Genomic DNA, 25,600 nt, shown 5'->3' with positions numbered 1-25,600 from the left:
TGGTATCGGGGCAAGGTTTTAGGGAATAGATACTGGTAACAACTTAGGAGGGAATAATATGAGTGAACAAAAGAAGGTCCGTGTTCCTGCTGGAATGTTAGATACGCCTGCGAAGAAGGATGACCGTAAGTTATTTATTATGGTCAATTCCAATAAGGGTGGTGTTGGCAAGTCCTGGTTCTGCACATCGTTGGGGCATGTATTGCGTAATGTATGGCATGTTCAATCAGGCTTTTATGATGGTGACGGAGCCGTAGGTTCGTTTGGCATTGCGTATGATGGTGACCCGAATGGTGGTGTCACGTTTTATGACATTCGTGAATCAAAGAATGCGGATGACATGCCGGGTCGCAACATGTTTTTGGATTCATTGGCTGAGACTGAGCCTGATGTCATTTTGCATGACTTAGCTGGTGGCACCATGAACATATTGAAGGACATTGTTGATGAAGGTGAAGGTGTTGATGGTTTGTGTGATGCAATCCGTGAACAGAACCGTCGCTTAATCATTGTCAATGTGATTGATGCGGGACAGGCGTCGACTGCATCTGTGAATGATTGCATGGATTTGTTTGGCAATCGTGCTGAATATGTGACTGTGTTGAATGGTCGTGAAGGTAAGGATTTTCCTTACTGGTATGGTTTCAAGACGAAGACTGGTGAAGAAGTCGGTGGCAACAGTCGCAAGGCGTTTTTTAAGGCTGGTGGCAAGGAAGTATTCATGCCGTCATTGTCGCCTGCAACCCGTGCGAAGATGGAAGGTGAGAACATCACTTTTTCCGATGCGCAGACTACGGACCTGTTGACCATTACTGAGAAAAGTGGTGCCAAGGTTTACATGAACAAGTTTTTGGAAAACCTTGAGAAATCTGGATGTGATAGGTTGCTTGGCAAACAGTTTGTCAATTAAGTTTATGGCATCGATGATACGGAAACCGTATCAGGGGAAGGGGGGATTGGTTCCCCCTTTTCTATTAAGATGATATCTTATTAATAAGGGGAGTAACAAAAAGGGGGAGGTAACTAAATATGGAAGAAACTGTTTTTTCAAAGACTGCTGGTGTTCTTGAACTTGATGAAGAAACTATCAAGAAGGCATGGGACCATTTACGTGTATTAAACATTAGTCCTGATGACCCGGAAGTTGTTATTATGTTAAACAATTTCCGAACTGAGCAACTTGTATCTAAATTGACATCATTGATGCAGACATCTGTTACTGAGATGCGTGGTGTATCAAAGCAGATTGTTTCCGACGCCCGTGAAGAGGCGAAGAAGGAAATAAAGGTATTTGTTGATAGTGCAGGCAAGATAGTTGATGCCTTGAATTCAAATGCAATGGAAATCATCAAGGGCATAAACAATGCCAATGAAGAAAACTGCAACAAGATTACGGAAGGTGTCGCCCGTTCGATTGGACCGAGGCTGGACAACATAATTGAAAGTAAAATCAAACAGAAGAACAGGACTGAGATAGCCCTGCTTGTTTGTTTTTGTGTTATCTTGTCATTGGCTATTGGCATGTTTGGTTATGTGATTGGTTCATCAGTTAATGGCAATACATCTGGTGACTTTTCACAATTCTTGAATTCCATGTCACCTTATACATTGATAGCCATTGGTGCCGCAGGTGTCTTATTTCTTTGGTTTCTTGTTAACATCCTTCGTCAATGGAAGTTTACCCGTAGTATTTTTGGATTAAAGCCCCCGAAGGTAGATTAAGACAATCTACCAAGTTTATGCAGTTTGCGGGATACAATCTGGTCACGTTCAGCGGATGACCCGCAACCTGTAATAACTACGATGTATCGGACGCCTTGATGCAAGCCCGATGCCACCAGGTTATAACCTGATGCATCTATATATCCTGTTTTAGAAAAATCCATATGGTGACTTTTTACGGACATCAGGTGATTTGTGTTCCCGTAAGTTTCACCCCTATAGTGCCATTCTTCCAAACCAAAATCTTTCAGGTCATATGATTGCATGTGTTCGTAAAGACGAACGAGGTCGCAATCTGTGGATGTGTTCTGGTGAAGTCCTGGAAGACCTGTTGCATTAAAATATGTCGTGTTCATCATGCCATATGATAGTGCGGCAAGATTCATCCTTTTTACGAATTCATCTTCACTACCTGATATGAATTCAGCAAGAGCCACGGCGATGTCATTTGAACTATGAACAGTGACCGCCTTGATTGCATCATTCACTGAAATCTTTGAACCAGCCCGAAGTCCAAGATGTGACTTAGGCATTGATGACGCATGGCGTGAAATTGTCACCATGTCTGTTCCATGTATATGCCCCGACTGTAATTCACCTAATACGATATCAATTGTCATCATCTTTGTTAATGATGCAAGAACTACCCTTTTGTTTGCATTCACATGTTCAGTCACATGATTGCCTAAAATCAGCATAAAACTTTTATTGTTCGCCTTGGCTGGAACCATACACACAACACACACAGCTATCGTCATCAATATCTTTTTCAACATCTTCCTTTCCTCCTTGTTAACATAACGTCATCCCTGATGTTACCGGGTGTTATGTTAAATATAAACAAATGAATTAAATGAAACATTTGAAATATATAAAATATTACTGATAACATTAGATAAGAAGTTAACGAACATGGAGGGTTATCATATGACAAAAGACCATTTAGATGATGCTGTGATTATCAGCAAGATTGATACGATAATGCGGGACCGGGTTGACAAGACTTCACCGAACAAGATTCCGAATGAATTATTTATCAAGTTATTTGACCGGATTACGGGGATGCGTCGTTTAAGGATGACGTGGCAAGAAATTGCTGATGTCATTAGCAAGACAACGGGCAAGGAATTATCGGACAAATATATTCGCAACACGTATTTCAATCAGATTCGCAGGGATGCGCGAAATGGTATCAAGCGTGAATATGTGACGTATTATGGAAAGGGCAAATGTTTAACAGGTGAGGGTGAATAATCATGGATGACAAACAATTAAAAGCATCCATGACCAAACTTGATAAGAATGTTGGTTTATTTGGTGATACGGTCAAGGCTGTTGAGCGTGTATTGATTACGCATGTTAGTGACATTGAGAAGGCGACTGGTGAAGAATTAGCGGAACGTGTTCATGGTGAAATTCTACCGGCTGTAAATAGTGCCATGAAGTTATCGATGCGTGACATGATAGTTAAGTGGTCGATTGTTGTGGCTATTTTGTTATTGATTTCTTGCTGGTTTGGTTATCGGTATGGATACACAACGGCGAGTGGTGATGTGACTAACTTGACCAGTTTGATACAATCGCAACCAGAAGTTTTACAACAGGTCATGGCGAACGGTAACATATCAAGTGCATTGGAGACATATTGCCATTCTGGTAGTCGGTTTGTTCAGGCGAGAACGGATGGTTCGATTTCTTGTGACCTTCGTGTTTTTCTAAATCGTCCGACTGTTCCTGATGGAAGGGATATTGTAATCAGTCCGGCAACTATCATACCTGTTGTGACTGAATGGTTGCGTTCATGGAATCCGTGGCTTTTATTAATCAGTAGTGGTGTTCTGTTCATTGTCACCAGGTTCTTGATATCTATTTTTTGTGACATACCGGGCATGCGTGCTTTGCTTGCTTTACCGAAAAAGGAAGTGAAGTATGATAGCGATTGATTAAGTGCTGCGTTAGATTTTATTTTTTGATAAGGTATCGGCATGGATAAAGACAAGATAACTGATACCGCCATTGAGTTCATAAAGACCAATGGTTATCATCCACAGGTTGCCATAATTGTGAAAGACAATGGCAACCTTCTTTATGTGGATTTGGATACCACACCAGAACACAAGGAATCTGAGATACAGGCTTTGTATCTTCTTTGTCAGGCTGAAAATGCTGTGGGTGTTTTCATCATTGTTGAGGCGTGGTTGACATTCATCCAGTCGAACAATCCGAAACGGCGTGAAGTTCTAAACATATCGTATCAGGACCGTGACACCATGGAACTGAAGACATATGAAATCGAAAAACGTGATGGCAAGGTCATTGACCTGCATGACATCAGCACGCCCCCGGTCGGTGAATTGACATATGGTGGCTTGATGTCTGAGGCATTCCCGACTTCACCGTTACCATTATCAGAGCGCCGGAAGGCACGAATGGTAGCGAACAAGATACGCAAGAAAAACAGGAAGGGTAGGGGATAGCCTGGTTTCCTGTGAACCATTTGGATGACTGATGACAGGGAAGGGGGCGCTATCGCGCGTTAAGCCCGTGGATAATAATGTCTTCAGTCATTCATGGTCTGGATATCGGATTTCCTTGAGCGCCTGCGGCTAAATGATGACAAAAGCGCCGCATGGCGCATGAGACGAATTCTTAAACCCTGTTTTTATGGGAACACATATCATCACCGGGCTTGATGTGGCTTTGCCACATTGCGCGATAGCGCCCTGATGATTGGATACAAAAAAAAAGCGTGCCACCGAATATGATGAACACGCCTTGATGATTTTGAAATCAGGTTATTCCTGTTGTTTTTTGATGCTACGTCCTAACCCGATTTCTTTTGCGAGTTTGGTACGCCTTTCGGAATATGCTGGCGCAACCATTGGGTAGGATTCAGGAAGTCCCCATTTTGCCCGATATTCTTCTGGGGTCATGCCATATGCTGTGTTCAGGTGACGTTTCAGCATTTTTAATTTCTTGCCGTCTTCCAGGCATACGATGTAATCGGGGAATACGGACTTCTTGATAGGAACAGCGGGAACAAGAGCCGGAACGCTTGGTTCATCCTTCTTGTTACCCCCTGCAATTTCCAGTGTGTCATAAACTTTGTTGATGAACGCCGGGACTTCTTCAACGGGCAACGTGTTTTTTGACACGTATGAAACCACAATTTCCGTCACACATTTGATAACTTCGAGTTTGTCAGCATCCATCATACTTCTCCAGTGAGCAATTTTATCCATTATAACTGATATGGTAGGATTTGCGATAGCATATAAGCATCTATTCGCTTTTCACCTGTGGTTCCTTCCTTGATGAACTTTTCACAGACTTGACCGTTAAGGTTCCAGATGCACAAAGCCATGCTGTTAGGTGTCAACTTGATACCGTGGGGGAAGATGTCACGATATTCCCTTGGTGTGATAACATTGTATTCGAATGTATCAGGTGACATCTTGTGTGCCTCCAGCGTCAAATATCTATCGGCATAATATGATTGTGCGTTCACATTTTTCAAAAAACTTTGCAGGTCGGTGATTCCAAACTGGTTCGACTTCACCACCACCTTGGCATCATTCCATTCAGCACCAGAATTCATATCTGTGTTTAATAAGCCGACTTCGGACAACTGAGCCGTTGTCATTCCATATTTTCCGACACTATACAAATTGCCTTTTGCATAATCGGAATGGACACGCCTGTCTTCAATCACATCCTTATAATTTATTATCTGGTCTGGTGTGATTGCATGTGCCTGCGGCACACACAATGCAAGAAATGGTATCATATAAATTAACTTCATTATTTATTCCCCCCTATAAAATAAGTCACCTGGTCATCAACACTTTTGTTGCCTGTTGACCCTTTATCAAGAAATCGCTTGCATCCGTAATCACCCAGATACCAAACACATTCAGCAAGTCTTTTCTCAGACACATCATGTTTGCCACCAGGGAATGTATCCATAGCCTGAGCCATATATTTTTTCATGTAATAGGTCTGGGCTTTCTTGTTGCCTTCAAAATCTTTCCTTGACTTAATTTGAAATTGATTGTCTTTAAAAGTAGCAGATGACCAAACATCACCATTTTTACCAAGTGATTTTTCATCCAGTTTCAATAAACCTGCAATTTCAAGTTGACGCGGCGTCATCATATACGTGCCCGTGCTATCACCATTTTCAGCATATTGGTTGTCACCAGATGCTACCTTCGCTATGTCATCCAGATAACTATCCTGCGCAAACGCCGGTGTCACACCCAAAGATAAACCAATAACTAACATCATACGTTTAATCATGTTCCTTCCTCCTATGTTTAATCAACCTACTTATTAAGATACCGGGGATATAAACATAATAAAAGGAAAGTATGAAAATATTACATTATCCCATATAATAAGAATATATGCGTTTTTAACCATTTATGTGTTTTGGTATCTAAAATATAAAAGATGATGATATATGACCATTATAGAAGGTGTTTTTTTGAAAAAGTCATCATATTTGATGATATCTTGTCATCCAAACATCATATCATATGGAATGTTACCAGGGCATATATATTAGATATCGTATATGGCTGTAGGGTTTCTTTGATATCAGGCAAAAAAAGCCCCCTAAGAAAATATATCAAAGGGGGTTGTGTAGATTGGTGAAAGGATTAGTGAAAGAATACGTGTTCTGAGTTGATGTCGCGTGTGATGACGGTATTAGGGGCATCAGGCGCAATCTGTTTGGTTTTAGCAATTTTCTGTTGTTCACTCCTATCGCTTATATAGGTTTTAATAAGGTCATACGATGACAACATAAATGCAAGAAATGCTGTGCATCGAGACATTAGAAAAATTCTATCAAAAACATGTTCACTTCTAAAGGCAATACCAAAAACAAAAGAACTAAAAAAAAGAATGAATGTTGCCATAATCATATAAATAGATATTCTACGAACAATTGGAAACTTTTTCAACATGTGACCTACCCCCCTTATGAATACATTTTGATTGTTTAATTGCAAAACAACCTTATAATTCTATTTAATCAAATACCTATGCATAGTTGCAAGTATTTCGAACAAAAAAATCAATAAATATTTCTACCTTATGATGACAGGGAAGGGGGCGCTATCGCGCGTTAAGCCCGTGGGGGATAATGTTTACAGATGATGCAACCTGGATATCGGATTTTCTTGAGCGCCTGCGGCGTGAATGATGACAAAAGCGCCGCATGGCGCATGAGACGAAAACTTAATAAATCATCCTATCCTGCTAACACACACCATCACCGGGCTTGATGTGGCTTTGCCACATTGCGCGATAGCGCCCTGTGTTTGCATCCAGTATTTCAATAATATTCAGTTCACGAAATTAAGCCGGTAACTTGGTTCCTATGATTGATAGCAAATAGGGGGAAGGTTACATGAGGATTGAATATCATGAAGGTGAAATTATAAAGAAGTCTATTCTGCAACTTGGTGTTGGTGAATGGTTTTATGTGGGACGTGATTACGAAGATAGAAACCTGATTAAGTTTGAATATGAAGTGAACGGTCGCTGGATATTCCTTGTCCTTGTGCATCGTCATACGTATCAGGTTCATCAAATTCGGGTTGCAGTCGGCATTCCTGCATTAGACATCGACCTGTTAACAATGGCTTTGCCCCCGTTGTTCAAAAAAGTGCAGGTCACTGATATCCTGTATATGACACCTGGTTTTCGTCCACGGCTTGGTGTGAAACCAGCATTCTGTATGGCACGTGATGATACAGGCTGGTACGCTGGTTCATACGCATTGAACGCCAGGCGGCACAAATGGGCACACATCCACATTCCACAAGGAATTCCAGTAGCAAGGACAAAGGACGGCATCTGGTATCTTCGTGAAGATGACATCATGAAGGCACCGCCTGGAACCACATTCGAATATGTCGACATCGAAAATGGCACCAAGATAACGGACTGGAAGTGGAATGTTGACGGTCCATTCTATGCTGAAAATTCAGCATTAAGATATATTGAACCTGATTGCATCCTAGCAGAAGGCATCAGTATAAATTAATACACCATAATGAAAGTGTAGTGGAAGTATACAACATGGTTTCCTGTTATTTCTTCCGTTTAGTCTGTTATCCTGAAAGTATGGGTTAACAACAAAGGGAGAGGGAACCATGAATGATATTGATAAAGTTAAACAGTTTATTGAAGTCGTAGAATCCTTTGAAATGGATTTTGATGAAATAGGATATAACAATCGTGATTTAAATGGCATGGATTTAATAACGGCCAATATGGCTGATGTCTTGTGTCAAATGAGAATGAATACACGTGAATTGTTATCTGTCATGGAGAACAATCATGAACTTGCGTAATTTAACATTTAGTGTGGCAATAGTCATGTCTGGAGCCATACTATTATTTCTATTCCTGGAAATCATGGGTGTCCGATTACACACGATGGCATGCTGGATAACAAGCAACTGTGTTCAAGATGCACACCAGGACGACACGAAACAAGAAAACAAGGTATTGGCAATGATTCCAAAGTTCGATGAAGGACTTATGGATGCATATACCGACAAGTTGACGGAAGACATGTATATGATGATGGTGAATAGTAATCTGATAAAGAACGATTATTATTCAATCATGAACAAGATGCAAGATGTGCATGACCAATATAAAAAAGACATCGAGAATGCAAAATATTGGCTGGATATGAATTCTATTCAACGGTCACAGCCTTTCTTCTGGAATGTCATTTATGAACAGCGTGAATTGCTATCATTGGCGCAGGAACGCAAATCCTTGATTAAGTCATGGAACACAAACTTGGAGGAAATGAAAGCGACAATTGATGACGATGAAAATAATATCTTCACGGCATCTGGGGATAACAAAGTTCTTCAGGAAAACGAAATCGTAACTGCAAAAAATCAGTCTGGATATATTGAACCTGGAAACAACCGTCTGCGTGTAGATGAAGATGCTTTCAAGTCATACGAAGATGACATGTTCCCTTCAGAAGAACTGCTGGTGGATGAACAGAAAATATTAGGAGGGGGCATATGAAACTATTAAGGTTTGTTTTCAATATCTGCATAAACCTATTTATCGCTTTCGTGATTATAATGGTTGCATGTTACCTAATCACACATGGCTTTTATGGCATGTAATTATAGGCGATAAAAAAGTTAGTGCGTTTTTCTTGGTTATGCATACTAATACTGATAACATTATCGTTATAGGGAAACACAAGGTGTGTTTTTCATTCAACTGTTGTCAATACCGACAACTAATTAAGGAGGAAACTAATATGAAAACACTTATGAATACTGCCAAGGCTGAAGACGGTGCAACTGCTATTGAATATGGCTTGATTGCTGCATTGATTGCTGTTGTTATCATTGGTGCTGTTACAGCCGTAGGTAATAACTTGTCTAACGTTTTCAATAACGTTGCAAACAACTTGTCTAACGCTGCTACATCTTCCTGATATCCAAAAAAAAGGGTATCAGATAAAAATAAAGGGTCACGATGTGTGACCCTTTTTTGTTGTCTTATTTCTTATTTTTCCTTTTTCAGTTTGCATCTCCAAGAATGGACTGTTTTTGGTTTAACATTATATATTTTTGCGATATCTTTATCGGATATATTTTTATCATTCAGTAAATCAACGGGCATATCTTTGCTTTTAATTTTTGGTCTTACATGTAAACCTGTTTGATGCTTGAGAAGGACAAGTGTTGTTAACGACATTCCTAATTTTTCGCAAATATCTTTTGTTCCAAGTCCTGAATCCATTAAGTCTTTTATTTCTGGATGCATATTTTCAGGCTTGAACTTCTTTATGTAATCACGCTTGATGACTAATGGTGGTAGTTTTTTCGTTTTACGCCATGTCTGGATTGTTCGGGCACTGACACCATAATGTTTAGCTGCATCATTCTGTGTCATCTTACTTAATGTCTCTGCTAGGTCATCAGGAATTTCGATTTTCCGTGAGTTTGTTAATCCACGGTTTCTTGCCCAGCGATAAACAGTTCCTTCTGAGACACCATAATTGTTTGCAATCTTATTTTTATGTTCTTCCGAATATGTCTTTTTAAAATTATCAGGTATTTTCATAACGTTATCCTCCTATTTAATTGTTGTGTTAATTTTTATGATAACACATGAATGTCATAAAACTAAGAAATGCATGCCATAATACATTTTTAGAGTTGAAAAGGTATCAAAGAAGGTTTAAGACTATCTAACTAACTTGATGCGGGTTGCCGTATCAGGATGACATGACAAACAAGGAAACGGTGTCATGTCATTAGCAAAGCAAGGGCATGTGACATGAGCGACGAAAAACTGATTGACGCGACGACCAGCATTGTTCGGGAATATCTGCAGAAGAACACTGTTGCGCTGGAAGACCTTCCCCGTTTGATGCAAGCCGTCCGTGAAGGTCTGATGGGTGGAACATCCATTTCCATGCCCCCGGCACCAGTGGCATCTTCCCCCGTGGAAACCGTGGTGGAAGTGTCGGCACCTGAAAAGCCTGTCATCGAACAGGTACCCGCAATCGCAATCGACAAGTCTGTGACGCCTGGTGGCATCTATTGCCTGGAAGACGGGGTTCGCAAGTCATCCCTTGCCCGTTATCTGGAAACCAAATTCAATCTGTCGCCGGAAGAATATCGGAAGAAGTGGGGACTTCCTGATTCCTATCCGATGACTGCGCCTGGTTTCACGGTCTATCGCCAATTCCTTGCAAAAACCATGGGACTTGGTCGCAAGTTCAAGAAACCTTCTACCCCCGAAGAAAAGCAGGCACAGAAGTCACGTGAGCTTGCTTACATTGACAAGTTCACCAAGCCCGATGGTGGCATTGATTGGGAACGGTGGCGCTTTGGTGAAGGTATGGGTATCAGCATTCCCCTTGATGCCCCTTTGGTCAAATATCTTGATAAGCGTGTTGCCGAATATCGGGATGAATTGGTTAGAGGTGTCCCGAATCTGCTGAAATCACCGGACCACATCAATCCTGATATTGTTGACAAATCCGATGATGACCTTGCCCGTGAAAACGGGGATGACATGACAATTGAAGAACAAGATGAATTGAACGGGTTTGTCTTCGAAGAACCACGGGATATCGAACAGCATTTGGAAACGATGGACCCTGCTTTGTTCAAAGCGGATGAAACAACGGTCCCTGATGCCGCACCTGTGGCAACCGAAGAAACCGTTGTCCCCGTGAAAGTGACCGAAGTGACCGAAGTGACTGAAACCGTGGAACCTGTGACCGAACCGAAGGCTGAACCCGTCAAAGAAGAAACCAAGGCGGAAGAAACAGCAAAGCCCGACGCGAAGGAAACGGAACCGAAGAAGGCACCTGCACGCAAGCGCGCGTCACGCAAAGTAACAGGCGTAAAAAGCAAATAATGCACGGAACCTGTTAAACAGGGTTAGGGGCTTGCCTGCTTGACTTCTATACGCATTGTGTAGATGTCTTGTAAGCAAGTCCTTTTCTTCTTGTTTGATGTCACCTGTTATGGGTCCATCGCTATTAATGGCATCACGCAAAACAGCCAATGCCCGTTGTTTAAAATCAGAATCTTGGTTTCCGATAACAGCAATCTGGTTTTTAACAACGAAAACACTTGAAATCAATTCATCATGGAATGATACAAGATTCAGTTCCATATTTGATACAGTGTTATCTGTTTTGTTGATTGAATAACATAACAGCCACCGCGTTGGTAAATTGTTATCATCTTTTAATGTGGCATATATAAAAACGTTATCAAACTTTTCAAACATAACCAGTCCTTTGATATCGTAGTGGCGCTATCGCGCAATGATATGCAGAGCATATCACTAAGCCTGTGGATAATGTGTGTTATCAGTTCAGCGGCATGCTATCAATATGTATTAAATAAGAATTCTCTAGTTGTTGCTTGATATCTAGTGAGTTATTATCATGACATATCAAAAGGAATAGTCATGACTGATAGCAATGTAATTCGTGGTGTTAAGATTCCGACACGTTGTCTTGGTCTTCCCAGGCTATCTAATGGCATGCCAATTCCAAAGTTTGCATCATGGAAAAATGGCGTGGCTGACCTGACAACCATGAATGCGGAATATGCCCGTCATGCCATGCAATTCAAAACCTGTTGGATATGTGGTCAAAAACTTGGTCGCCATTGCGCATTTGTGGGTGGTCCGAAATCGGCACATGCTGGTGTTTATTCCGACTTCCCTATGCATCGGGAATGCGCTGAGTTCGCCGTCCAGGTGTGTCCATTCATTGTCTATGGTTCCAATTATCGGAAAAACCCGACACTGAACACGGATGACATGGCACGCATGGTCGATAACGATAACCCCGTCATCTTCTGTGTGTCCGTGGCATCCCGATATCGGTATGAACCTTCCGCCGGCGTCTTCGTCATCCACCCCGATGAGCAACTGTGGTTCCTACACGGAAAGCCTGCAACACCCGAACAGATTGCTGATGCGAAAAACAAGGCACAAGCCGAAATTGAAAGCCAAAAAACGTAATCGGGTGGTTTTATACCTTTTGCCTACAAAAAGCCCTGTATGGTCATCCTACGGGGTTTTAGGCGTGTGTATGGTCATGGTGATGTAACACGTAACGCCATATAAGACGTTTTCAGGGATATTCTGGTGACGGGCTGACCAATGTGACGGGATAATGGGGGAATGCCCCTGTATGGTCATCCTGTAAGGTCTGGTCGTGTCATCTGTTTCATGGGTGATGACCAGGTGTGGTGGTTGATTGATGACGGGGAAGGGGGCGCTATCGCGCGTCAAGCCCGTGTATAATAATAGTTTACAGATGATGCAACCTGGATATCGATTCAGCCCTTCGGGTGTTTGATGACGAACAACGCCGCAGGCGCATGAGACGAATTCTAAACCCTGCTTTTTTTGATAACACACATTATCACCGGGCTTGAGATGCTTTGCATCTCAGTGCGATAGCACCAAAGACAAAAAATATAGTTTTCATGAATTCAGATTCTAAAACAGATTCCTGAAAACTATTCTCAAGAGAAGATTCAGCAAATTGGCTATAGATATTACTTATAACCAGTTTGGTGAATTGACAAACGGGTAACATTTGTGTAAATATTACTGATAAATTACTGAAAACATTACAATAGTCAACATTTATTATTTTTGTGTTTTTGGAAACATCCAATTTTTGACAACTTGAGAGCGCCCCGGCGGGGTCCATTTTCCCGAAAAATCAGTTTTTGAACATGTTACCGTGTTCAACACGAAAATCTGAAATCGTATATAAACTGTTGTAATGGTTATGTTTTTAGCATTTGCGGAATGCATTTGTAACGGCTTGAAAAACACACGTGTAACGGCTTTTTAACGCTATTGGTAATTTTCTGTAACATTCCGTGAGCGGTTTCAAAGTGGAACCGATTTTTTTCCTTTTTGAAGATAGATGGATGCCGGGTAGGAGCCACATTGTTTGCATCGGAACCTGCGCATCACATCCCGAACATGCATTCCATTATAATTGGATAACGTCCTAACCTGGATGTTTGATTCCCGTCTGCATCTTTGACACGTAAGAATGAAACACCATGAGGCATACGCCTTCAGTTGTGTTGATAACACAAGGTTTCGTTCTTCATCGGGTGACATTTTCATATCAATTAATATGACATGAAAACATAAAAAAGACCATGAACGATAAAAGAGGAAACGTTCATGGTCTACAACAAAGGAGGAGAACTCATATCTTAACAGTGAAAGAGGGAAACACTATCAAGATATAAACGGGTGTTACCGTCTAAAGTCATACAATCACGAAACAATGCCAAATGTCAAGAAAATTAAACATAAGATAACACATAATATGTCATCTTTATTGCAAGTGTCATATATTTCCTCATATACTGGAATTATAGCCTTACTTGATAACAAGTGGGGGGATAACAATCAAAGGAGGAAATAAGCCATGACGCTAAAGCAATTAACATTAACTGAAACAAGAAAACTTCTTAATGACAATGAAGATTTAAGGAAGTTTTTAATATCAAATGATTATCTAACAAATCATGAGATGTTAACTGATGAAGTTAACAGACTGTATGCCCCTGATAACCGGGTTATAAGTTCCCGCAGGCTTATAAAAGCATTGAATGATTATAGATGGTTAAATGAGATTCTGGATTCATATGGTGAAAAGGATAGCATTGTAACAGTAAAGGACCATAATGATGAAAACTATGTAGATGCATCTGTTGAAGAAGATGATTTCATAGATGAATCTGTATTTGATGGTAAACTTGAAAATAATTATGACCCTGATGAATTAGAAGAAGAAACGGTTACGGCAACCAATACGGGTATATCGCCTGATGTAAAAGATGTCATCAAAATCAGTTGTGTCGTTGCTGGTGGAATTTTAATCGCTGATATCATCAAGGCTGTTATTCGTCATGGGAGGCGCATATAATGATAAAGCGTCTTTTATCCATTGCATGTCTTGCTTGTAGTTTTCAGGTAGCGCATGCAACCGAACTTGGTGGAACGGAATACGCTGACGTTCACATGAACGGCTTTGAATCATTAAAATGGTATAAGCGCATTGCCCGTGAATACAAACAGGGGGCACACTATTATCAGGTTATGAACCATAAGACTGACACGCCTGTTGACAAGATAACGGGTCTGGAAACGGCTGATGGCAAGCTGATACCTGATATCTTGACCATGGATGCATATGTCACGCCATATCTTGAAAGTGTTAGATTAAAGTATGGTGAGAATATTTATCATGAAATGATTGATGACCCGATGACAATTCATGCGAACATACCTGGTTTTGAGGAGGCTGTTCATGGTTTTCCTGAATTAACAGTTTCCATGGATAGCATCCCTGCTGATTATAATAGCAATCGTCTTCAAGGGTTCACGTTTGGAGTTCAGGGGATTTCTTTTCCTTTGAATGTCATATTGAACAATCAGGAAGGGAAACCAGGGTTTAATCTATCATCGGAAGAGTTGTTCCCAAAGATAGCAAAAAAATAATAAATCATAATATGATTAAGATGGCATGATGGCATTTGTTATCGTGTCATTTTTTTATTTAACATATTTCAATTATATAGAATTTGCTTAATATGGCTGTTATCATAAAAGGGAGTTAAGTAACAAAAAAAGGGGGGTAGCTGATATGGATATAAGAACAGTTGATGATGTAAGAAAATATTTATGTTCTATTTCGGGGGTTTCATATGATGTTCCTGATTATAAAAGAATATTGAAACAGTGCATTAATCTTTGTGTGAATTGGATACATGACAATCCTGAATATGATGAAGTTTCTTGGAAGTGCATTGAACATGCCAATTATCTTTTATTGAAGATTGCGCATGAAAGATGTGAAATGATTGATATAACGGAAATGGATAAACATTATGCGCGTGAGTTCACAAAATCAGGTTTTTTCGTGAATGCTGATAAACTTGTGGAAGTTTATATAGGATTTCAGGAAGGGAAACTTATTGAAAGTGATGACATTATAACAGTTAATGTAGGAATATTAACAGATGTCGGTGTGATTGCGCTTGGAATGTCCCCGACAAACGGGTATTGTATCGGGGATGTCGTAAATTCGCGTATCACGTGGAGTTATGATTTTGAAACCACACGCCTTATGTCGCAGTTCACTGAGGCTTTGATTTCGGGGGGGGAATTGGTATGACGGCAACAGCTATGGAACGTGCAAAACAGCACATGCTGTTAAACGTCAAAGATATCTTCAACCCGATATCAGTGAGCCGGGCGAGCGTTATCAGTGCATTAAATGTTCGTCATCGTCTGATGGACATGCTTGATATCGTGAAGGCGGAGCCTGGTCTTAATAAACGTTTGTATCCGTATATTGCGGAATATGCGTTTACGCTGTTCAAGGCATCTGTCCTACTGAAGATGGATTTTGAACCGTCATTCGTCGGGCTATCGGAAGACAAGTTCACTGAATTGTGCGTCTTCCATATTGCGCAAGATGTGAATGATGAAATCTTTTTTGATGTTGCGAACGGGCATGAAAAATTACCTGAACATCACCGTTTGATTTTGTTCCGTGACAAGACCCTTGTGTATGGCATGAAAGGTCTTGAAGACGGTTATGTGTTTACGGTCGGGTTTAATAAGGAACGTGGACCGCTTTGGTCTAAGAAGACATTCAACAGCATTCCGCATGCGCAGTTGTATATGACGTCGATTTTGAAGGACCGTTCTGGTTCGGCAAATGATTTCCGCAATGCTGTTCGTGACCAGATGCATTATCAGGATTCACGCCGGTTCTGGTTGCGCAGCCTGAATGATGTAGCGAACAGGAAGAATGCCGTTGACCGCTTTTTCCTGATTCAGAATGAATACAAATGTTCAACATATGGAACGGGCAAGGATTGGCTTGAGGCTGGTCGTGACTTGTTAGCATCCTACATCCTGGATGAAGCATACAACACGAACAGATTAATCAAGCATCTTCTGTCATCGTCTTCCTTCGTTCCTGAGAACTGCTATGTGTCTGACATCATCACCGGGTCACACCATTTCTTCACCGAGACCGGCAATGCATTTGGCTTGGAACGTGTTGAAGAAATGAAGAAACGTGAAGCCAACGAACTAAAAATAATAAAGAAAAAGGTTCGGGCTTCTTAGTCCACACATCATTCCGTGAATTAAGGAGCCATCCCTGATATCCATATCATAGGGTGGCTTTTTTTTGTCTACAGTTTGGATGAACTGGTCACCAGGGGAGGGGGCGCTATCGCGCTATGATATGCAAAGCATATCACCTAAGCCCGTGGTGGTGTGTGTTAGCAAAAAATGATGTTCTGGATATCGAATTCATCCCTTCGGGTATTTGTCAGCATTTTACGCCGTAGGCGCTCAAGCGAAATCTTAAATGCTGCTTTTTTATGGGAACAATCACCATACCGGGCCTGATGCGGCAAAGCCGTATCAATGCGAAGCATCAAAGACAAATCGTTTAATATCCTGAATTCGTATTATATTTCCATGCATCCCGGTAACATGTTTTGTATGTCAAACTATTTGTTTGTCACGAAACTTTAAAAGGAGGGTGATTACAATGAGCATAACAAATAACAAAAATATGCGGTGGATGCGTTATCAGGGGGGCATAGATGTATTATGTGACAAAGACATTGCTGATGCAAAGAAGTGTTATGAATATTTCCTAAAAAATCAGGAAGATAATAAAAAGGTTTCATTTAATGAATTCATAGCAATGATGCAAAGGAATGAAGAAGGAAACACACCACCTGTTATCGAAGAAGATACGAAGAAGGTTAAAAAGTCATCTGGTGATGAAGAAGATTTCGGGAACAGTGTTGAACCTTTATACACCGATGAAGAAGATGATGAGAAATCCAAGTTCTGGGTCAACATGACGCAAAAGGGCTATCATGCTGGATATGGTCCATTGCATTTCGATATCCAGAACAAGCATGTCACCATGAACTTGCCGAATGGCGTACCATTGGAAGACCACGGGAACATCCTGAAATACAAAAGCCATGAACATATGGATGCTGAATCTGCACAGAAAATGGCGAACTTGATTCAGCAAAAAGGGTGGACAACGGTTCAGGTGAAGGGGTCAAAAGATTTCAAACAGATGGTTGCCAAGGCTTGCCTTGCCATGGACCCACCAGTTTTAACGAACGTCAAATTGCCGGAAAGCATGATGGAAAATGCCATCAGGAGCAAGATGGATGCTTTTATCAAAAACATAAAGCCGAATGAATCACAAAATCCAAGTGGTCCTGATAGGGCACTGGAGAACCTGGCGAACACAAAAGCCTGGGCATTACAGATGATTGAAGCCTTATCGAATAAGATTCCAAGTGTTGAAGAAATCGCCACACCGAAAATCACCGAACGTAAAAAGAAGACTGAGGCTGTTCGTGGTGACCTTACGGCATTAATTATTTACATCAAAGAGTTCAAATTGAAGAACAACGTTGGTCGGTTTAGTTTCCGAAACCCTGCATGGAAACAAATGAAACTGATGGAAAAAGAATTAAGACGCCAGCAATCAAAGTTTAGAGTTGTTGCCACCAATGAAAAAGATGACATTAGGAAAATATCATGCTTATCACAAATGACAAGGGAACAGCGTTTGGAAATTGGTCATAGAATGGCACCTGAAATTCAGCAATTAAAAAGCTTTCTGGACCATGCCGATGATTTCGAGATGGCTATTAAAGGCGGCAACGATGCCATGATTGGCATGTTTCAGATTCCTGGGAATATGATTACAATTCCATATGGACTTGAATACGTAATTGATGCCAAGGCAAATGCTGAAAAACAAGCAACACCTGCACCAGCCCCCGTGGAACCACCTAAACCTGCACCACTGGATGAACGCATTGAAAAACATGAACCTGTAAAACCTGAGAATAAAAGCGAGATAAACCAGGATAACAAGGAAAAGGAAAAACCAGCATCAAATCCAGATGCAAGAATTCCACAAACAGATAAAGCGCCACCTAAAACAGTAGCGCCTTCATTATTACAGGTTCATACAGCGACATCAGAGCCATCACATGATGATGATGACCATGATGATTATTCACTTCCTACGCCATGATATTATAAGTATCGGCATCAGGCGTTGACCCTTCGGCATACATCGCTGGAAAACGGGTCACGCCATTTTTCTTCATGAAAGCCTCAGTTGCAAGCCTGATTTCTTCTTCTTCTTTTGCCGCAGTCTTGCGGTATGTGTCATATGTGACCTTCTTAATGCCACCCTTCGCTAACTGTTGTATGCGATAAACCGGCATAGCATTCCATGAACGCTTTTCTTCACTAATCTTAATCATTGGTTCCTTCTCCTTTACTGCTACATCATTCTTAACTGGTTCCCCTTGAACCTTGACCGGTTCTACATGCTGAACTGGTTCTTTAACTTCCTTAACGTCTTCTGTTTTCGCCTTCTTCTGGAAAACAGGCATCTTTGATAGAAAATCAAGCAAATCATACTGGTTCTTATTAATGCGTTTTACCGAACCTGAACGCTTGCCACGGGCACGAACCGTAACCTTCTTCGCCTTCACTGGAGCATCATCACATTCAAACGGTGTCGTTCCTGCTACGAAATCCATGAAACTTAACTGCTTGCTATCATTGATAAGACGTTTTTGACACATTGTATTATCCCCCTAATAACTAAAATCATGCGACGAAAACATAAAATAATATGTCACATCACTTCATACTTTTATTAAATCAAATATCATGACTAAATTACAAGCATATAGAACATGTTAACCATTTAAATAAAAGATTTTACTACAGACACTAAGGAAATCTTTTTATGCTTATTAAATGTTTGCTTAACATATTTTACATAATTCCAATTAATATGATTAACTAAAATTATAGGGAAGCGTTGTGTTTCCTGACGGTATGCGGGGGAGCATATTTAAACAGACTGGAGGATAAGATTATGAGTTCTAAGTTTTCACATCGTCGCAATGCGAAGAAGATTGACAAGCATTTTGTAGGGATGTTGTCGAACATGGATGGCTGGAGAGGTGAAGAAGAGCCTGAAATTCTACAAAAGGTTAAATACGAATTGAAAGTAGAACCAAAAGTGAAATATAGTAAGATAAGGAACAGGAAATGGCATGATGATGAAGACTTAGAATGATAGGGGGTTATGATGACTATAATGAATGAAGATTACAGGGATGGTTTTGTAGACTATTTGATAACGCATAGTTTGCTTGAGACGGCCAAGAAATACAAAATGTCTGAAAGTAGTGTGGTGAACTATAAGAACCGATGGTTCACCAAGAAAGACCATGAAGACTTCAAGAAGTTGCGCAAAGACAAACGCCAAGAAGAATTCATGAAACTGTATTATGAAGGCTTTTCACAAATGGAAATTGCCAAAAACATGAATGTCACACGTTCTGTTGTCACTTATTACAAGCAGAAATATATTGATGCCAAATAAGATGACACAAATTGAACAATCAACATGAAAGCGATGCCTGATGGTTTCGCTTTTTTTATTGCCTATAACATTCCCCGAACAACATGAGTGACAACGTCCTGATACCGTTTTAATTTCCGTTTGAACTGTTTTTTAACGTAATGTGAATGTTTGTGTTAACGCCTGTTAGATGATGCTAACGCAAGGGTTATGCCCCCGACATGGTAAAATTGGATGCCTGGTCACCTGAATGGGTCTGTACGGGCATCCTGTGGCTTTCAGGGGCGTGTTGCTGTGTTCGTGGTTGATGACATGGCGCTGGTGGCTGTGTGAACTGGTGATATGCCCCGTATAGGGAAAACTGGTCCGACACCCCTGTATGGGCATCCTGTGAGGTCTGGTGATGTGTCATCGAGGCTGTGGTGATGACCTGATGTTCCGTGTAAAGCCATATAAGACGTTTTCAGGGGCATTCTGCTAACAGGGTGGTCAAAGTCACGGGTTAACGGGTGGATGTGGCTGTATGGTCATCCTGTAAGGTCTGGTCGTGTCATCGAGGCTGTGGTGATGACCTGGTGGGATGCCTGGATAACGAGGTGCCTGGTGTGGTTGATGACGGGGAAGGGGGCGCTATCGCGCTGTAAGGCATATCGCCTTACCAAGCCCGTGTAGGTGTGTGTCTTCAAGCATTCCATGGATGTGATATCGATTCAGCCCTTCGGGTGTTTGCTAACGAATGACGCCGCAGGCGCTTAAGGAATTCTTAGACCTGCTTTTTTTTGATAACACACACCACCACCGGGCTTGAGATGCAAAGCATCTCAGTGCGATAGCACCATAAGACAAAAAATATAGTTTTCGAAATCGATTAGGAATCTGAATTCCTGAAAACCAATCCAAAGAGAAGATTCGGCAATCTGGTTATATAGATTCCTTATAACCAGTTTGGTGAATTGACAAACGGGTAACGTTTGTGTAAATATTACTGATAAATTACTGAACACATTACAATAGTCAACATTTATTATTTTGGTGTTTTTGGAAACATCCAATTTTTGATGACTTGAGAGCGCCCCGGCGGGGTCCATTTTTCCAAAAAATCAGTTTTTGAACATGTTACCGTGTTCAACACGAAAACCTGAAACCGTATGTAACCTGTTGTAATAGTTATGTTTTTTAGCATTTGTGGAATGCATTTGTAACGGTTTGCAAAACACACGTGTAACGGCTTTTTAACGGTTGCGGTAATTTCCTGTAACATTCCGTGAACATGAAAACTGAACACAAAAAAAGCCCTGCATTCTGATCGATATCAGGGGCAAGGCTGGTTCAAAAATCATGGATGATGGTTACATCAATCTGTTCTTCAACTATATCCGAGAACACACCTTCATCTGGCAAACAGTATACCAATGCATGGCTAACCAAAAAAAATGTCATCGAAAAATGATATTGTTTGCTCGGTTTGTCAATCTTTATAGTCGGGTATCATATTAACTTCCTTGGTTTTATGTGTTCGAAGACCTTACAATAATAATATGTCTAACATAATCGTTATGCATGTTATTAGGGGGGAAGTTTTAAAATGACTGATATAAAAAATGATGACGGTGTGACCGCTGTTGAATATGCCATCATGATATTACTGATTGCAGTTGTTCTTATTTCTGTGATTGCTCTTACAGGGGGAAATCTGGAATCTGTGTATTGTAAGATTGCCGGTAGCTTGGTGAACGAACCGGTAAGCTGTAGCGCCCCGTCATCTTCATCCAGTTCAGGTAGTGGTTCTGTTAGCAGCGGTTCTGGTTCTGATTCCGACACATCGGAAGAGACTGAATTGCAGAAACAGTTATATGCGGTCCTGAACAAGATATCGGGGGCTGAACGGGCATATACGGGTGTTGACGAACTGAATGTCATCAATCTGGCAAGCAAGATAGCACAAGATGAAGGGTATAGTGGGGATGTTGCCATATCTGGTTTGTATGAAGATGACGGGACACCGATTAATTCATTAAGCGAGTATCAGGCTTACATGTCCAATTATGGTAATCAGTTGAAGTCGGAATATGGTTCAACTATTGCAAATGATATGCTGACGCCATCCAATGGTGATAGCCAGTCATCGACATTAGCAGATGGTTTGTCTGCAACCGATTATACGAACTTAGCCAAGAATTCACCACAAGTGAAAACGGGGGCAAATCAACAATTCACGTTTTCGCCCGGTGACGGAAGCACGATTACAATGAATTGGACACCTGGGCATGAAGGCTACAATGTTTACACACCAAATTAATAAATAGAGTTCTTCTTAAAATGTCATGCCATCTGGTATCATAATAAATATGCAGATGACATGACCATAATGGGAATGTTGCACAACAAAGGGAGAAAGTAAAATGACAACAATAAGTAATATGTTCATAACAGATAAGCAGTTTCAATCTTACCTTGAGGCTGTAAAAAACAATCCTGATGAAATGGAAAAAGATTGCGCCTATATTATTTCACATTACCCAAGACGGGCATATGAAATAGATTTGGTTTATTTGAAGTCTAAGGATAGCACGAAAACACAGGCTAAATATCTTGATAAGACATTATTCTTAATAGATGACAATGGTGTCTATGATGTGAATGACCAGGTTTATGTAAAAGCTGACACGTTGCCTTGGGCAATCATGTATAAAGAACTAAAAGGTTCATCCCCGAACAGACGTGAATTGCATAATGCTATTGGAATAGCTTATGCAAACATGAAAAGACTGATGGCAACGGAATATTATAAGGTTTCAGGACGTGACTACCCTGAAAGGGAAGGGGAATGGTTCAGCAATGTTGTGAGAGAAGACTTTGACGCCCCTGTAGAATGTGGACCATGGCCAAAACATACATGGTCTTGGAAACCACCAAAGAAGGGGGATGATGTAAATAAACAATAACCCGGCATTTTGCTTAAATATCGGATATTCTAAAATGTATAGTGGTTATGAAAATAGCCGCGTCAACAAAATGGAGGAATATTCGATGTCAGAAATTATGAAATATGACAATAATTATACATGGGATGTCACCGATGGAGAGGGTGGCATCTATAATTTTAATTTACAACACAGGGGTTCGATGTCGGGTTTCACGAATCCTATTTCATTAACGTATAATGAAAACACAGGTGAAGTTACCGACATCATCCGCATCAATAAAGATAAACAAGAATTCAAAAATGATACGGGACCATATGCGCCATATATTGAAGATGTATTGAGCGCCATAGCACCGAAAGCAATTAAAAATGATATTCCTTGGGGAAAAGATGATAACGGCAAGATTTATTATGGTCGGGATAGCATCAAGAAAGCGTCGGATTCTGGTGTTTCGTTTGTGACGGCATCATTGAAGGAAGATATGGCGTTAAGTCGTGATGGTCATGTTTACACTAACATGGGTGATATCAACAGGGCGGCACGTGATGGCGTAACATTTGATAAGGTTAACATAAAAAGTGTTGATAACTACGCATTGGCTGATAGTGGACGCTTATATATCGACCGAACTTTCATAGATTATGCTGTTATGAAAGGTGAAAAGTTCACCAATGGAAATGTCAAAATAAAAAATGGCATGGCTATTGATGATGCCGGACATCTGTATGCTGGTAGAAAACAGATTATTCAGGCTGGTGATGACAACGTGTTTGTCAAGATGGAAGGCAACATTAAGAAGAATATTGATTTCATACAGGATAGTGAGGGCAAAATCCATATTGGTAAGAACTTGCAGGACAAGGTTATCAAGGTCAATGACATCAAGGATGTTCACATATCAACGTCACCGTATAATCTTCCTGATGGGCAACCATTTGGCATGGATAAAGAAGGCAATGTGTATGTTGGTGTGAATGCCATGAACGAAGCAAGTTCACGGGGAATAGCCTTCACACATGCAGACCCGTTGGATTTACCGTATTGTGTTGAAACAAATGGAAGATGGCATGTAGGTGAGCAGGCTGTGGCTAACCAGGCGACCACATACAAAACGTTTTCTATCGTTGACATCAGTCACACGAAGACGATTGAAGATTGGTCATCCAGGGCACAGAATTTTGTTGCTAACGGTAGTAATTTAAAAAGAATACATCCACAAAACATAAAAGATGCCAAACTTTATTCCGTGGATAACACACCCCTTCAAAGAAAGGCTGAGGCTTTCGTTGAAAAATATCGGGAAGAAAGACACCAGGCTATTGAAGATGCCAAACCCAAAGGGTTTGAAAAAGTCACAAACTGGTTCAAATCGAAGGCAATGGCAATCAAAGATTATGTAACAGGTGAACATCATGAAGAAAAAAAGGAACCTGTTAAGTTCAAGCCTTCAATTGAATTAAGAAGTATGAGAGATGACTTTAAACATGATTTTGATGTCATACATGATAACCCCGAAGTCATTAGACATGATATTAACAAAATATCGAAACATACACCTGAATCTGTTCGTGATAAACTAAAAGAAGTAGCCGAAAACATTAAAAACATTCCGGCACCTGAAACACAAGCACAGGTAAAAACAGAAGAAGAAGACTTTACACATACACTTTGATGACATGCCTGTTATGAATAATAAGCAATCAGCCCCCTTGGAATTGGATTTCAGGGGGCTTTTTCTATATATGATGACAGGGAAGGGGGCGCTATCGCGCTATGTGTCAAAGACACATCAAGCCCGTGGTAGGTGAGTGTCAGCAAAAAAATGATGTTCTGAAAATCGATCAGCCCTTCGGGTCACATGAAGACTGAAACGCCGCAGGCGCTAAGAGCGAAATCTTTAATCATATCATATGTAAACTATATCACATACCGGGCTTGATATGCGATAGCATCAAAAACAAAACATGTGTCATGTAGTCGTATTATATAAAACATAATGAGGTATAAAACATATTAATAAGTCATTAGTAATCCATGCAAGCCTTTGTTATATGTAATGATACCCGGTAACATAAAAAAAAGGTTCATAACATGTAGGAGGATGACGATATGACTAATGAAAAAAAACAAAGAAAGATTGCGGAAGAAAACAGGAAACTTACTGATATCCAGAAACAAGTAAATGAATATGCCAAACGTTTTCCTGTTTTTGCCAGGGAATGGATAAAAAGACGTTTGGAAACATATGCCCGTCAAAATGAATATAAACTTCCAGATGAAACCGATATCGATAACACGAGGGACTGGTTGCATGGTTTGCAGGTGGAAGACCCAAAACTTGCAGGAAGGATTGACCGTATTTCCTGGAAAGATGCACAGACACACCAGAAAAAATGGCATGACGGGTTAGCAAAAAAGGCTGAAAAGTTATCTGAATTCAGGGGAAATCCTGATGATGTTACCCCGATACTTAATTACGAAGGTGGTTTTCAATGGGTAAAATTGGAAACACCAGAGGCAAAAGATTTCGAAGGAAACGCTATGGGGAATTGTGTAGGACGTGGTGGATATGATGATAAGACGATATTTTCATTGCGTGATAAAGATAACTTCCCCCATGTCACTGTTGAATATGATGAATACACAAAAACTATTCAGCAGATGAAATGTAAGGGTAATTCAGCCGTTACCGATGCTTATATGATGCCGGTAGAACGTTTGATTAATAAATTAAAACCTGAACGTATCACAGGCATAGATAACGCTATATCAAAAGACGGTCGTTTATATCTTGGTTTGGATAATATTAAACAGGCATCCGAAGAAGGTGTTAAGTTTGCGTTTGATAAAGTTAATATTCGTAATGCAGATTATGCTATTTCAGCAGATGGTCGTTTATATCTTGCATTGGATAATATTAAACAGGCAT

At 40.5% G+C, this 25,600-nt stretch carries 29 protein-coding genes; 22 read left to right on the top strand and 7 right to left on the bottom strand.

Annotation, left to right across the window (positions count from 1 at the left end):
* Positions 1-58: 58 nt before the first annotated feature.
* Together CDI09_RS09090 and CDI09_RS09085 are read left to right on the top strand one after the other, a co-directional pair.
* Positions 59-910, top strand: a complete 852-nt coding sequence (locus CDI09_RS09090) for a P-loop NTPase family protein (RefSeq protein WP_110571263.1) — start codon at positions 59-61, stop codon at positions 908-910.
* A gap of 119 nt (positions 911-1,029) precedes the next feature.
* Positions 1,030-1,722 carry a hypothetical protein gene (locus CDI09_RS09085; protein WP_078528323.1) on the top strand — a complete coding sequence of 231 codons (693 nt, stop codon included), beginning with the start codon at positions 1,030-1,032 and terminating at the stop codon, positions 1,720-1,722.
* Here CDI09_RS09085 and CDI09_RS09080 read toward each other — a convergent pair.
* Positions 1,719-2,498, bottom strand: coding sequence for a D-alanyl-D-alanine carboxypeptidase family protein (locus CDI09_RS09080; protein ID WP_078528326.1), 780 nt, complete (start codon positions 2,496-2,498; stop codon positions 1,719-1,721). The two genes, CDI09_RS09085 and CDI09_RS09080, sit on opposite strands and share 4 nt — an antisense overlap.
* Before the next feature lie 151 nt (positions 2,499-2,649).
* Here CDI09_RS09080 and CDI09_RS09075 point away from each other — a divergent pair, with 151 nt between their 5' ends.
* Genes CDI09_RS09075 through CDI09_RS09070 form a run of 3 tightly spaced genes read left to right on the top strand, consistent with a single transcriptional unit; the run spans position 2,650 to position 4,199 of the window.
* A complete protein-coding gene (locus CDI09_RS09075; protein ID WP_078528329.1) occupies positions 2,650-2,976 on the top strand; it encodes a hypothetical protein in 327 nt (108 codons plus the stop codon).
* A gap of 2 nt (positions 2,977-2,978) precedes the next feature.
* Entirely contained in the window at positions 2,979-3,665 is a 687-nt protein-coding gene (locus CDI09_RS17635) for a hypothetical protein (protein WP_146220841.1), read from the top strand.
* Positions 3,666-3,707: 42 nt separating this feature from the next.
* Positions 3,708-4,199 carry a hypothetical protein gene (locus CDI09_RS09070; RefSeq protein WP_078528332.1) on the top strand — a complete coding sequence of 164 codons (492 nt, stop codon included), beginning with the start codon at positions 3,708-3,710 and terminating at the stop codon, positions 4,197-4,199.
* A gap of 318 nt (positions 4,200-4,517) precedes the next feature.
* On the opposite strand, the gene CDI09_RS09065 is transcribed toward CDI09_RS09070, so the two are convergent.
* The 3 genes from CDI09_RS09065 to CDI09_RS09055 are packed head-to-tail and all read right to left on the bottom strand — an operon-like array spanning position 4,518 to position 6,021.
* Positions 4,518-4,934 carry a MucR family transcriptional regulator gene (locus CDI09_RS09065; RefSeq protein ID WP_078528450.1) on the bottom strand — a complete coding sequence of 139 codons (417 nt, stop codon included), beginning with the start codon at positions 4,932-4,934 and terminating at the stop codon, positions 4,518-4,520.
* Positions 4,935-4,963: 29 nt separating this feature from the next.
* On the bottom strand, positions 4,964-5,524 hold the full coding sequence (locus CDI09_RS09060) for a hypothetical protein (protein WP_078528335.1): 561 nt from the start codon (positions 5,522-5,524) through the stop codon (positions 4,964-4,966).
* Positions 5,524-6,021: a hypothetical protein gene (locus CDI09_RS09055; RefSeq protein ID WP_146220840.1), complete on the bottom strand. Its 498-nt coding sequence runs from the start codon at positions 6,019-6,021 to the stop codon at positions 5,524-5,526. Before CDI09_RS09055 ends, CDI09_RS09060 begins: the two co-directional genes overlap by 1 nt.
* A 1,117-nt stretch (positions 6,022-7,138) precedes the next feature.
* On the opposite strand from CDI09_RS09055, the gene CDI09_RS17630 reads away from it, so the two are divergent.
* From CDI09_RS17630 to CDI09_RS09035, 4 genes are all read left to right on the top strand, one after another.
* On the top strand, positions 7,139-7,777 hold the full coding sequence (locus CDI09_RS17630) for a hypothetical protein (protein WP_146220839.1): 639 nt from the start codon (positions 7,139-7,141) through the stop codon (positions 7,775-7,777).
* A 109-nt stretch (positions 7,778-7,886) separates the two neighbouring features.
* On the top strand, positions 7,887-8,087 hold the full coding sequence (locus CDI09_RS09045) for a hypothetical protein (protein ID WP_078528344.1): 201 nt from the start codon (positions 7,887-7,889) through the stop codon (positions 8,085-8,087).
* Positions 8,074-8,787: a hypothetical protein gene (locus CDI09_RS09040; protein ID WP_146220838.1), complete on the top strand. Its 714-nt coding sequence runs from the start codon at positions 8,074-8,076 to the stop codon at positions 8,785-8,787. The genes CDI09_RS09045 and CDI09_RS09040 overlap by 14 nt, the downstream gene beginning before the upstream one ends.
* 244 nt (positions 8,788-9,031) lie before the next feature.
* Positions 9,032-9,211: a Flp family type IVb pilin gene (locus CDI09_RS09035; protein ID WP_078528350.1), complete on the top strand. Its 180-nt coding sequence runs from the start codon at positions 9,032-9,034 to the stop codon at positions 9,209-9,211.
* Positions 9,212-9,282: 71 nt separating this feature from the next.
* Here the strand turns inward: CDI09_RS09035 and CDI09_RS17625 are convergent, their stop codons facing one another.
* Positions 9,283-9,843, bottom strand: coding sequence for a helix-turn-helix domain-containing protein (locus CDI09_RS17625; protein ID WP_146220837.1), 561 nt, complete (start codon positions 9,841-9,843; stop codon positions 9,283-9,285).
* Positions 9,844-10,059: 216 nt separating this feature from the next.
* On the opposite strand from CDI09_RS17625, the gene CDI09_RS09030 reads away from it, so the two are divergent.
* On the top strand, positions 10,060-11,151 hold the full coding sequence (locus CDI09_RS09030) for a MucR family transcriptional regulator (protein WP_078528353.1): 1,092 nt from the start codon (positions 10,060-10,062) through the stop codon (positions 11,149-11,151).
* Here the strand turns inward: CDI09_RS09030 and CDI09_RS17620 are convergent.
* Positions 11,119-11,529, bottom strand: a complete 411-nt coding sequence (locus CDI09_RS17620) for a hypothetical protein (RefSeq protein WP_146220836.1) — start codon at positions 11,527-11,529, stop codon at positions 11,119-11,121. The two genes, CDI09_RS09030 and CDI09_RS17620, sit on opposite strands and share 33 nt — an antisense overlap.
* A gap of 183 nt (positions 11,530-11,712) precedes the next feature.
* Here CDI09_RS17620 and CDI09_RS17615 point away from each other — a divergent pair, with 183 nt between their 5' ends.
* The 6 genes from CDI09_RS17615 (at position 11,713) to CDI09_RS09005 (ending at position 18,391) form a co-directional block, all read left to right on the top strand.
* Entirely contained in the window at positions 11,713-12,273 is a 561-nt protein-coding gene (locus CDI09_RS17615; RefSeq protein ID WP_146220835.1) for a hypothetical protein, read from the top strand.
* Positions 12,274-13,714: 1,441 nt separating this feature from the next.
* Positions 13,715-14,215, top strand: coding sequence for a hypothetical protein (locus tag CDI09_RS17610; protein ID WP_146220834.1), 501 nt, complete (start codon positions 13,715-13,717; stop codon positions 14,213-14,215).
* Positions 14,215-14,790 (top strand): hypothetical protein, encoded by a 576-nt coding sequence (locus CDI09_RS09020; RefSeq protein WP_146220833.1) that lies wholly within the window; start codon positions 14,215-14,217, stop codon positions 14,788-14,790. The genes CDI09_RS17610 and CDI09_RS09020 overlap by 1 nt, the downstream gene beginning before the upstream one ends.
* 145 nt (positions 14,791-14,935) lie before the next feature.
* On the top strand, positions 14,936-15,466 hold the full coding sequence (locus tag CDI09_RS17605) for a hypothetical protein (RefSeq protein WP_146220832.1): 531 nt from the start codon (positions 14,936-14,938) through the stop codon (positions 15,464-15,466).
* Entirely contained in the window at positions 15,463-16,431 is a 969-nt protein-coding gene (locus CDI09_RS09010) for a hypothetical protein (protein ID WP_146220831.1), read from the top strand. The genes CDI09_RS17605 and CDI09_RS09010 overlap by 4 nt, the downstream gene beginning before the upstream one ends.
* Before the next feature lie 433 nt (positions 16,432-16,864).
* Positions 16,865-18,391, top strand: a complete 1,527-nt coding sequence (locus CDI09_RS09005; protein WP_078528368.1) for an LPD7 domain-containing protein — start codon at positions 16,865-16,867, stop codon at positions 18,389-18,391.
* Here the strand turns inward: CDI09_RS09005 and CDI09_RS09000 are convergent.
* Positions 18,381-18,908, bottom strand: a complete 528-nt coding sequence (locus CDI09_RS09000; RefSeq protein WP_146220830.1) for a hypothetical protein — start codon at positions 18,906-18,908, stop codon at positions 18,381-18,383. The genes CDI09_RS09005 and CDI09_RS09000 overlap by 11 nt on opposite strands.
* Before the next feature lie 344 nt (positions 18,909-19,252).
* Here CDI09_RS09000 and CDI09_RS17600 point away from each other — a divergent pair, with 344 nt between their 5' ends.
* From CDI09_RS17600 to CDI09_RS17585, 6 genes are all read left to right on the top strand, one after another.
* Positions 19,253-19,456 carry a hypothetical protein gene (locus CDI09_RS17600; protein ID WP_146220829.1) on the top strand — a complete coding sequence of 68 codons (204 nt, stop codon included), beginning with the start codon at positions 19,253-19,255 and terminating at the stop codon, positions 19,454-19,456.
* Between the two features lie 21 nt (positions 19,457-19,477).
* Positions 19,478-19,765: a terminase gpP N-terminus-related DNA-binding protein gene (locus tag CDI09_RS08995; protein ID WP_167370269.1), complete on the top strand. Its 288-nt coding sequence runs from the start codon at positions 19,478-19,480 to the stop codon at positions 19,763-19,765.
* A 1,564-nt stretch (positions 19,766-21,329) separates the two neighbouring features.
* Positions 21,330-22,043, top strand: a complete 714-nt coding sequence (locus CDI09_RS08990) for a Flp family type IVb pilin (protein WP_078528376.1) — start codon at positions 21,330-21,332, stop codon at positions 22,041-22,043.
* A gap of 103 nt (positions 22,044-22,146) precedes the next feature.
* Positions 22,147-22,689 (top strand): hypothetical protein, encoded by a 543-nt coding sequence (locus CDI09_RS17595; RefSeq protein WP_146220828.1) that lies wholly within the window; start codon positions 22,147-22,149, stop codon positions 22,687-22,689.
* Positions 22,690-22,774: 85 nt separating this feature from the next.
* Positions 22,775-24,343 carry a hypothetical protein gene (locus CDI09_RS17590; RefSeq protein WP_146220827.1) on the top strand — a complete coding sequence of 523 codons (1,569 nt, stop codon included), beginning with the start codon at positions 22,775-22,777 and terminating at the stop codon, positions 24,341-24,343.
* Between the two features lie 437 nt (positions 24,344-24,780).
* On the top strand, positions 24,781-25,600 hold an 820-nt coding region (locus CDI09_RS17585), incomplete at its 3' end, for a PcfJ domain-containing protein (protein ID WP_211308937.1).

The organism is Komagataeibacter nataicola (assembly GCF_003207795.1).
Taxonomy (GTDB): Bacteria; Pseudomonadota; Alphaproteobacteria; order Acetobacterales; family Acetobacteraceae; genus Komagataeibacter; species Komagataeibacter nataicola.
This window is presented reverse-complemented; position numbering and strand designations above follow the sequence as displayed.